This window comes from Methylobacterium sp. P3_A11 (assembly GCF_056403155.1).
Genome location: NZ_JBFUGA010000165.1, coordinates 1 through 8684, shown reverse-complemented (window position 1 = coordinate 8684; position 8684 = coordinate 1). Strand labels below are relative to the sequence as shown.

Sequence of the window (8684 nt, the reverse complement as noted above, 5' to 3'; positions counted from 1 at the left end):
GCCCTGCACGTCGAGACTGGCCGCGGCGCTGCTGGCGCCCGCGGCGCTCCGCGCCTCGCGGATGACCCGCCGCCGGGCGCGGTTCGCCCGGTACCGGGCCTTCTGCGCCGGCCTGGCCTTCGGTCCCGGATTCACCAGGGACGGTCCCCCGTCCGGCGCCGTCGCCGCGCCCTGCGCGGCCGCCGGGCGCGCGCCCGCCGTGACCGTCGCGGCGCAGAATGCGAGCGCCGCCCATCGCCAATGCTTATCCATGTGTGACTCCCCCTTAACCGCGCGGCCTTGCCTGGCTCTGTCGCGTTCGTGTCCCGCAGGCGCTCCCCCCGGTCAGTCCGTGAAGGCCTCCACCGTGCGGCGCTCGCCGCGCATGAAGGCGTCGGCGGCGTGGATCAGCGGATTCAGGTCGACGTCGCTGGCGCCGGAGCGGACCAGGGCGGCGAAACGGTCGTAGAGGCCGCGGTACTCCGCTTCGGGCGGGAGCGGCTGGTCGCGGCCGCCGATCGTCAGGGCGGCGCCGCCCCGCGACAGGACCAGGGGGCCGTCGTCGGTCTCGATGCGGATGTCCCAGGTCTGCGGCCTGGTCTGGCGCCAGTCGAACCGGGCGCGGATCGGGGTGCCGGCGGCATCCGCGAAGTGCAGGTCTGCGGCGATCGGCGCCTGCCGGTTCTCCGGCACCGACAGGGTCGCGCCGGTCAGGAAGAAGGGCGGCAGGATGTGGGTGGCGATCGACAGGGCGTTGATCCCCGGATCGAACACGCCCATCCCGCCCGCGTCCCAGATCCAGTCCTGACCCGGATGCCAGTGGCGGACATCCTCCAGCCACGCGATCGCCACCGACCGGATCCGGCGGCCCGACAGCCAGCGGCGCGCGGGCTCCACCCCCGGCGCGGCGCGGGAGTGCCAGCTCGCGAACAGGCTCACGCCCCGGCTCCGCGCGGCCTCCCTGAGGAGCCCGACCTCGGCGAGCGTCGCCCCCGGGGGCTTCTCGAGGAAGACGTGGCGGCCCGCCGCGATCGCCGCCAGGGCCGCCGCGAACCGCGCCTGCGGCGGCTGGCACAGGGCGACGGCGTCGAGGTCGCCGTGCGCCGCCAGCATCGCCTCGAGGGTGGGGTAGCTCGGCACGCCGTCGAGGCCGCCGTGCCGGCTCGCCACCGCCACGAGGCTGTAATCCGGCGAGGCGGCGATGACCGGCAGATGCTGGTCGCGGGCGATCTTGCCGACGCCCACCAGCCCGATGCGGATCGGGTTCGCCCTGAACGAGTCCGCCATGGTCAGAGCACCCGCACGGTCGTGTCGGCGGCCGGGGCCAGGGCCAGCGGATTGCGCAGGGGCCGCGTGAACGGTGCGGCCGCGATCTCGAACACGTCGCCGGGCCGGGTCGCGACGCCGTCGCTGAACGACAGGGTCGCGGTCCCGAAGAAGTGGACGTGCACGTCGCCGGGGCGCCGGAACGGCGCGTACTTGAAGTGGTGCCGCTCCAGGTTGGCGATGCTGTGGGACATGTTGGCCTCTCCGGTGAGGAACGGCTTCTCCCAGAGCACGGTGCCGTCGCGCAGGATGCGGCTCACGCCGCGCACGTCCGGCGGCAGCGCGCCGAGCCACAGCTCCGGGCCGAGGGCCGCCGGGCGCAGCTTGGAATGGGCGAGCCACAGGTAGTTGCCGCGCTCGGTCACGTGGTCGGAGAACTCGTTGGCCAGGGCGAAGCCGAGGCGCACCGGCGTTCCGTCGGCATCGATCAGGTAGATCCCGGCGATCTCCGGCTCCTCGCCGCCGTCGCGGGCGAAGGTCGGCGAGACCAGCGGCTCGCCGCAGGCGACCAGGCAGGACCCGTCGCCTTTGTAGAACCACTCGGGCTGGACGCCGGCCTCGCCGGCCGCCGGCTTGCCGCCCTCGACACCCATCCGGAACATGCGCATCGAATCGGTCGGCGCCGGGTCGGCCGCCGCCGCGCGGTGCATCGCGTCGCGGCCCTCCGCCGAGCCGAGATGCGTCAGGCCGGTGCCGCTCAGCAGGAGATGGGCCGGATCCGGGTGGTCGACGGGCGGCAGGAGCCGGACGGCGTCGAGGTCGACGGGCGCGCCGAGCCCCGCCCGGTCCGCCGTCGCGGCCAGATCGTCCCCCGCCGCCAGGGCTCTGCGCGCAAGCGCGAGCACGCTGTCGACGCCGAGCACCTGCCGCGCCCGGCCGTCGGCGAGCAGCGCGACGCCCCGCTGCCCGTCGGCGCCGCGGAATTGTAGGAGTGATCGTCCCATCTGTGTCCTCCCGGGGACGACCGCTGCGGGGCGTCCTGAACGCGCGGCCGTCGAGGGTCGCGCGGCGGCCTGTCAGCGGCCGGGTTGCGGGTCGAGAACGCCGTCGATCCGGCGCGCGAGATGCCAGGGATTGTCCGGGCGCAGGGGCGGCGGCAGCAGCGCGTCGGGCAGGTCCTGGTAGCAGACCGGCCGGAGGAACCGCTCGATCGCCAGCGTTCCGACCGAACTGCTGCGGCCGTCCGAGGTCGCCGGGAACGGGCCGCCATGCACCATCGCGGGGGCGACCTCCACGCCGGTCGGCCAGCCGTTCGCCAGGACCCGTCCGGCCTTGCGGGCCAGCAGCGGCACGAGCCCGGCGGCGAGATGCTCGTCCGCCCGGTCGAGGTGCAGCGTCGCGGTGAGCTGGCCGCCGAGGGATTCGAGGAGCCGGGCGATCTCCGCCATGTCGGCGGCGGCGACCAGGAGCGCCGCGGGGCCGAACATCTCCTCGGCCAGCACCGGATCGGCGAGGATCCGGCCCGCCTCCGTGCGCAGCAGGCAGGCGGGGGCGCCCCCCGGGCCGGAAGCCGCCCCGCGCGCCGCGACCGTCACCCCCGGCCGGGCCGCCATCGCGGCGACGGCGCCCGCGAACCGGTCGCGGATGTCGGCGGTGAGCAGGGTGTGCGGCACGCTCTCCCGGATCGCCGCGCCGGCGGCCTCCGCGAAGGCGTCGAGGTCGGGGCCGGCAATCCCGATGAGCAGGCCCGGATTGGTGCAGAACTGCCCCGCCCCCAGCGTCAGCGACTGGACGAAGCCCGCTGCCAGGGACGCGTACCGCGCCCGCAGGGCGCCGGGCAGGAGCAGGACCGGGTTGACCGCGCTCATCTCGGCGTAGACCGGGATCGGCTCGAGCCGGCCGGCGGCCACCCGCATCAGTGCGAGCCCGCCCGCCCGCGATCCGGTGAAGCCCACGGCCTTGATGCGCGGATCGGCGACCAGCGCGGCTCCGAGCGCCGTCGAAGGCCCCGGCAGGTAGGAGAATGCGCCCGCCGGCAGGCCGCAGCCGGCCAAGGCCGCGCGCACGGCCCGCGCGACCATCTCCCCGGTCCCGGGATGGGCCGGGTGGCCCTTGACCACCACCGGGCAGCCCGCCGCCAGGGCCGATGCGGTGTCGCCCCCCGCCACCGAGAAGGCCAGGGGAAAGTTGCTGGCGCCGAACACCGCCACCGGGCCGACGGCGACGTGGCGCCGCCGCAGGTCCGACCGAGGCAGCGGTTGCCGCTTGTGCTGCGCCGGATCGATCGTCGCCCGGATCCACGCGCCGGACCGGACGAGGTCCGCGAACAGGCGCAGCTGCCCGACCGTGCGGGCACGCTCGCCCTCCAGCCGGGGGCGGGGCAGGCCCGTCTCGGCCATCGCCCGATCGATGAGGGGCGCGCCGAGGTCGGCAAGGCCCTCGGCCACAGCTTCGAGAAAGCCTGCGCGTGTTTCTGGAGCCGATTCCGAGACGTGCGGGAACGCCGCCTCGGCCAGGGCGCATGCGGCTTCGACCTCCGCCGGACCTGCGGCCGAGATCGCCGGCTCCAGGGCCGCCCCGGTGGCGGGATCGACGGCCCGGAAGACCTCGGCGGTGATCACGTCGGCGGCGCCGACCAGGGCGCTGCCGCGGATCGTGACGGATCCTGGCGACTCATTACTCATACAATTAAGCTAGGGCAGTTCGTCTCCTGCGGCAAGCGCAGCCGTGATCCCCGCTCCCGGGTGTTCCTCTTTGCGCTCCTACAACTTCAGGATACGATCACGCCGATCCCGCCCCGATCCGGTGGCCCGGACCGGAGGTTGACGAGGTGAGGCAGGATCGCGGTCTGGAGAACGTCACGCTGCCCCTCGCCTCGGGGTCGCGCCGCATCCACGGCTCGGTCGCCCGCGATCTGGGGGCCGCAATCCTCGGTGGCCGCTACGCGCCCGGGGACGTGCTGCCCGGCGAGATCGAATTCTCTGAGAAATTGAATGTCTCGCGCACCGCCTATCGCGAGGCGATCCGCATCCTGAGCGCCAAGGGGCTCGTCGAGAGCCGTCCGCGCACCGGCACCCGCGTGAGCCAGCGCAGCCGCTGGAACCTGCTCGACCCCGACATCCTGGCGTGGGCCTTCGAGTCGGAGCCGAGCGAGGCGTTCATCCGCGACCTGTTCGAGTTGCGGATGATCGTCGAGCCGGCGGCGGCGGCCCTCGCGGCCGAGCGGCGCTCGGGCCTGGACATCGCCCGGATGGGCCACGCCCTGGAGGAGATGGGCCGCCACGGCCTCGCCACCGAGGCGGGGCGGGCCGCCGACCAGGCCTTCCACAACACGATCCTGGAATCGGCCCGCAACGGGGCGCTGATGGCCCTGTCGAGCTCCATCGCCGCCGCGGTCACCTGGACGACGATCTTCAAGCATCGCCGCCAGGTCCTGCCCCGGGACCCGATGCCGGATCACCGCGCCCTCTACGAGGCGATCGTGGCGGGAGACCCGGCCGCCGCCCGCGCGACGATGACCGAGCTGGTCCGCCTCGCCCTCGCCGACACCGAGCTGGCGATGCGCCCCTGAGGGCGCCGCCGGCCCGGGCGCCGGCCTCAGTGGTTGTCGCGCGGCACGCCCCGCGTCTGCGCGATGCGCTGGAACGCTTCCGCCCCCTCCAGGATGGCGCCGGTATGCATCTGCCCCACGGCGGCGCGCTGCATCGCCTGCCAGGGAGTCTGCGAGGCCGGATAGGCGTAGTCGCCCGCGGCCTCCAGATCGCTGCGGCGGCGGGCGATCTCGTCCGCACCGACCAGCATGTCGGCGGTGCCGCGGCGCAGGTCGATCCGCACCCGGTCGCCGGTGCGCAGGAGGGCGAGGCCGCCGCCGGCCTCCGCCTCGGGCGAGGCGTTGAGGATCGACGGCGAGCCCGAGGTCCCGGACTGGCGCCCGTCGCCCAGGCAGGGCAGCGCGTGCACGCCGGCCCGGATCAGCTGCGCGGGCGGGCGCATGTTCACCACCTCGGCGGCCCCGGGATAGCCGATCGGCCCGGCCCCGCGCATGATCAGGATGGTCTCCGCGGTGATGCCGAGGCCCGGGTCGTCGATCCGGGCGTGGTAATCCTCCGGCCCGTCGAAGACCACGACGGGACCCTCGAAGGCGTCGGGATCCTCCGGGTTCGACAGGTAGCGGGCGCGGAACGCGTCGTCGATGACGCTGGTCTTCATCACCGCGGCGTCGAACAGGTTGCCGCGCAGGACCAGGAATCCGGCGGCCTCCTTGAGCGGCCGGTCGATCGGCCGGATCACGTCCTCGTCCTCGATCACGGCGCCGCGGCAATTGTCCCCGAGGGTGCGCCCGTTCACCGTGAGCGCGCCCTCGCGGATCAGGTTGCGGCGCATGAGTTGCGCCACCACCGCCGGGAGGCTGCCGGCGCGGTAGTAATCCTCGCCGAGATAGGTGCCCGCCGGCTGCAGGTTGACGAGGAGCGGCACGTCGAGCCCGTGGGTCTGCCAGTCCGTGATGTCGAGATCGACCCCCATGTGCCGGGCGATCGCCGCCAGGTGGATCGGTGCGTTGGTCGAGCCGCCGATCGCGGAGTTGACCGCGATGGCGTTGAGGAAGGCGTCGCGGGTCAGGATGTCGGAGGGCTTCAGATCCTGCGCGACCATCGCGACGATGCGCTTGCCGGTCTGGTAGGCCACCTCCTGCCGGTCGCGGTAGGGCGCCGGGATTGCCGCCGAGCCGGGCAGCATCATGCCGAGCGCCTCGGCGAGGGTGTTCATCGTGGTGGCGGTGCCCATCGTGTTGCAGAAGCCCGTGGAGGGCGCCGACGAGGTCACCAGCTTGATGAAGCCGTCATGGTCGATCTCACCGGCCGCCAGCATCGCGCGGGCCTTCCAGACGATCGTGCCGGAACCCGTGCGCTGGCCCTTGAACCAGCCGTTGAGCATCGGCCCCACCGACAGGGCGATGGCCGGGATGTTCACGGTGGCGGCCGCCATCAGGCAGGCCGGGGTGGTCTTGTCGCAGCCCGTGGTCAGCACCACCCCGTCGAGGGGGTAGCCGTAGAGCAGCTCCACGAGGCCGAGATAGGCGAGGTTGCGGTCGAGGCCCGCGGTCGGCCGCTTGCCGGTCTCCTGGATCGGGTGGACGGGGAATTCCAGGACGATCCCGCCCGCCTCGCGGATGCCCTCGCGGATCTGCTCCGCGAGGACGAGGTGGTGGCGATTGCACGGGGACAGGTCCGAGCCGGTCTGGGCGATGCCGATGATCGGCCTGCCCGAGCGCAGCTCCTCCAGGCTGAGACCGAAGTTCAGGTAGCGCTCCAGGTAGAGCGCCGTCATGTCGATATTGTCGGAGTTGTCGAACCACGCGCGGGAGCGCAGGGGCCGTGCAATCGGTCGGTCGGTCATTTCTGGGTCCGGTGGGCGGGGCTGGTCGAGAACCGGTAGGCGATCACGTTCCGGTAGGTCTTGCCGGGGTCGATCCGGGCCGAGCCGAAGGCCGGCTGGTTCGGCGTGTCGGGGAAGAGCTCCGGCTCCAGCGCCAGGGCGTCCGACTGCCGGTAGGCGAGGCCGGATTTACCCACGACGGTCGCGTTGAGGAAGTTGCCGGCGTAGAACTGGAGGCCCGGCTGGTTGCTCGCCACGTCGAGGACGCGGCCCGAAACCGGATCCTCGACCCGCGCCACGGGGTGCGGCTCGGCCGTGGGCGCGTCGGTCACGACCCAGTTGTGGTCGTAGCCGCGCCCGCGCACGATCTGCGCGTCCCGCCCGTCGCGGATGCGCGCGCCGATCACCGTGGGCTTGCGGAAGTCGAAGGGCGTGCCGGCCACCGGCAGGTGCGCCCCGGTCGGGATCAGGGTGGCGTCGACCGGCGTGAAGCGCTCCGCCGGTATGGTCAGGGTCTGGTCCAGGATCGAGCGGCCCGAGCCCTCGCCCGCGAGGTTGAAGAAGCTGTGGTTGGTCAGGTTGACGATCGTCGGCTTGTCGGTGGTCGCCTCGTAGGTGACCGTGAGCGTGTTCGTGTCGTCCAGCGTGTAGGTGGCGGTCGCCGTCAGGGTGCCGGGATAGCCCTCCTCGCCGTCCGGGCTGACGTAGCGGAGGGTGACCGACGGGGCTGCGCCGCCCTGGACCGCGGTGATCGTCCAGAGCCGCTTGTCGAAGCCGGCCGTGCCGCCGTGCAGGGCGTTCGGGCCGTCGTTGGTGGCCAGCGTGTAGGTCTGTCCGTCGAGGGTGAAGCGCCCGGCGCGGATGCGGTTGGCGTAGCGCCCGACGCTCACGCCGAAATAGGAGCCCTTGGCCAGGTAGGAGGCCAGATCATCGTAGCCGAGCACCACGTCCGCGGCCTTGCCGGACCGGTCCGGCACGTCGAGCCTCCGCAGGAGCGCCCCCCACGACAGGATCCTGGCCGTGAGGCCCTTGCCGTTCGTCAGCGTCACCTCCTCGACCGTCCGGCCGTCCGGCAGCGTGCCGAACACCGTCCGGGTCGGCTCGGCCGCCCGGGCGGGAGCCGGGCTCAGGCCCGGGACCGCCGCGCAGGCGCACAGCGCCAGGGTTCCCACTCCACGCATCGCGTCCTCCCCCTCGTGATTCCGCCCGCCGCACCGGTCCTGCGCCGGCCCGCGACGGGCGCGCGGTTGACGACCGCGAATCCGGTATATACTCAGACAAATCAAAGGGACAACACGGGACCCCGGCAAGGCGGCTCGAAAAGCGGAGGACAACGCCGGATGGCAGGACCGATCGCGACCGTCGGGACGGCGGCGCCCCGGCCGGGGCCGGAGGCCGCGCGCGGCCGGGGCGGCTACCGCCCGGCCCTGTCGCTGCTGGCGAGCCTGTTCTTCATGTGGGGCTTCATCACGGTCATCAACAACACGCTGCTGCCGCACCTGCGCAGCGTGTTCGACCTCGACTACACCCAGACCACGCTGATCGAGTCGGTCTGGTTCATCGCCTATTTCGTGGCCTCGATCCCGGCGGCGAAGCTGATCGCGCGGGTCGGCTACCAGCGCGCCCTGGTGACGGGGCTCTGCATCATGGCGCTGGGCACCCTCGGGATGATCCTGGCCTCCCACCGGGTCTCGTACGCGGTCACGCTCGCGGCCCTGTTCGTGATCGCCAGCGGCATCACCCTGCTGCAGGTCGCCGCGAACCCCTACGTGGCGGTGGTCGGCCCGGCGGAGAGCGCCCCGGCGCGGCTCAACCTCGTGCAGGCGTTCAACGCCCTCGGGACTACCCTGGCGCCGCTGTTCGGCGGCACCCTGATCCTCGGCCGCTCCGCCTCGGGCAACGCCGCCGCCGGCACCGTCCTGACCCCGGCCGAGCGCTTGGCCGACGCGCAGTCGGTTCAGCTGCCCTACCTGATCGTGGCGGTGGTGCTCGTCGTCCTCGCCGTGGTCATCGCCCGCTTCCCGCTGCCCGCCATGACCGGCGCCGGCGGCGCGACCGCCCGG

7 protein-coding genes and 1 pseudogene are annotated in these 8684 nt (G+C 73.2%); 2 read left to right on the top strand and 6 right to left on the bottom strand.

From position 1 onward, the window contains the following. The 4 genes and pseudogenes from AC1DXK_RS29155 to AC1DXK_RS29140 all read right to left on the bottom strand — a co-directional run. Window positions 1–252 (bottom strand): annotated as a pseudogene (locus tag AC1DXK_RS29155) (carbohydrate porin); the annotation flags it as partial. A gap of 72 nt (window positions 253–324) precedes the next feature. After that, window positions 325–1266, bottom strand: a complete 942-nt coding sequence (locus AC1DXK_RS29150) for a Gfo/Idh/MocA family protein (RefSeq protein ID WP_477299590.1) — start codon at window positions 1264–1266, stop codon at window positions 325–327. Window positions 1267–1268: 2 nt separating this feature from the next. Continuing rightward, the gene (araD1, locus tag AC1DXK_RS29145) at window positions 1269–2249 is read right to left on the bottom strand and encodes an AraD1 family protein (RefSeq protein ID WP_477299589.1); all 981 of its coding nucleotides are present in this window, start codon (window positions 2247–2249) and stop codon (window positions 1269–1271) included. Window positions 2250–2321: 72 nt separating this feature from the next. Beyond that, the gene (locus AC1DXK_RS29140; RefSeq protein WP_477299588.1) at window positions 2322–3929 is read right to left on the bottom strand and encodes an aldehyde dehydrogenase (NADP(+)); all 1608 of its coding nucleotides are present in this window, start codon (window positions 3927–3929) and stop codon (window positions 2322–2324) included. Between the two features lie 146 nt (window positions 3930–4075). Between AC1DXK_RS29140 and AC1DXK_RS29135 the strand changes: the two genes are divergently transcribed. Continuing rightward, window positions 4076–4816 carry a FadR/GntR family transcriptional regulator gene (locus AC1DXK_RS29135; protein ID WP_457108712.1) on the top strand — a complete coding sequence of 247 codons (741 nt, stop codon included), beginning with the start codon at window positions 4076–4078 and terminating at the stop codon, window positions 4814–4816. A gap of 26 nt (window positions 4817–4842) precedes the next feature. Here AC1DXK_RS29135 and AC1DXK_RS29130 read toward each other — a convergent pair whose 3' ends face one another. Together AC1DXK_RS29130 and AC1DXK_RS29125 are read right to left on the bottom strand one after the other, a co-directional pair. Then, window positions 4843–6642 (bottom strand): IlvD/Edd family dehydratase, encoded by a 1800-nt coding sequence (locus AC1DXK_RS29130; RefSeq protein ID WP_477299587.1) that lies wholly within the window; start codon window positions 6640–6642, stop codon window positions 4843–4845. Then, window positions 6639–7802, bottom strand: coding sequence for an aldose epimerase family protein (locus AC1DXK_RS29125; protein WP_477299586.1), 1164 nt, complete (start codon window positions 7800–7802; stop codon window positions 6639–6641). The genes AC1DXK_RS29130 and AC1DXK_RS29125 overlap by 4 nt, the downstream gene beginning before the upstream one ends. Window positions 7803–7961: 159 nt before the next feature. Between AC1DXK_RS29125 and AC1DXK_RS29120 the strand changes: the two genes are divergently transcribed. Continuing rightward, window positions 7962–8684 (top strand): MFS transporter (locus tag AC1DXK_RS29120; protein ID WP_477299585.1); only part of this gene is annotated, 723 nt, incomplete at its 3' end.

Bases quoted from the DNA above. Each gene is read 5' to 3' on its own strand.
- AC1DXK_RS29125 (WP_477299586.1), bottom strand. From the start codon at position 7,802: ATGCGTGGAGTGGGAACCCTGGCGCTGTGCGCCTGCGCGGCGGTCCCG.
- AC1DXK_RS29130 (WP_477299587.1), bottom strand. From the start codon at position 6,642: ATGACCGACCGACCGATTGCACGGCCCCTGCGCTCCCGCGCGTGGTTC.
- araD1 (WP_477299589.1), bottom strand. From the start codon at position 2,249: ATGGGACGATCACTCCTACAATTCCGCGGCGCCGACGGGCAGCGGGGC.
- AC1DXK_RS29140 (WP_477299588.1), bottom strand. From the start codon at position 3,929: ATGAGTAATGAGTCGCCAGGATCCGTCACGATCCGCGGCAGCGCCCTG.
- AC1DXK_RS29150 (WP_477299590.1), bottom strand. From the start codon at position 1,266: ATGGCGGACTCGTTCAGGGCGAACCCGATCCGCATCGGGCTGGTGGGC.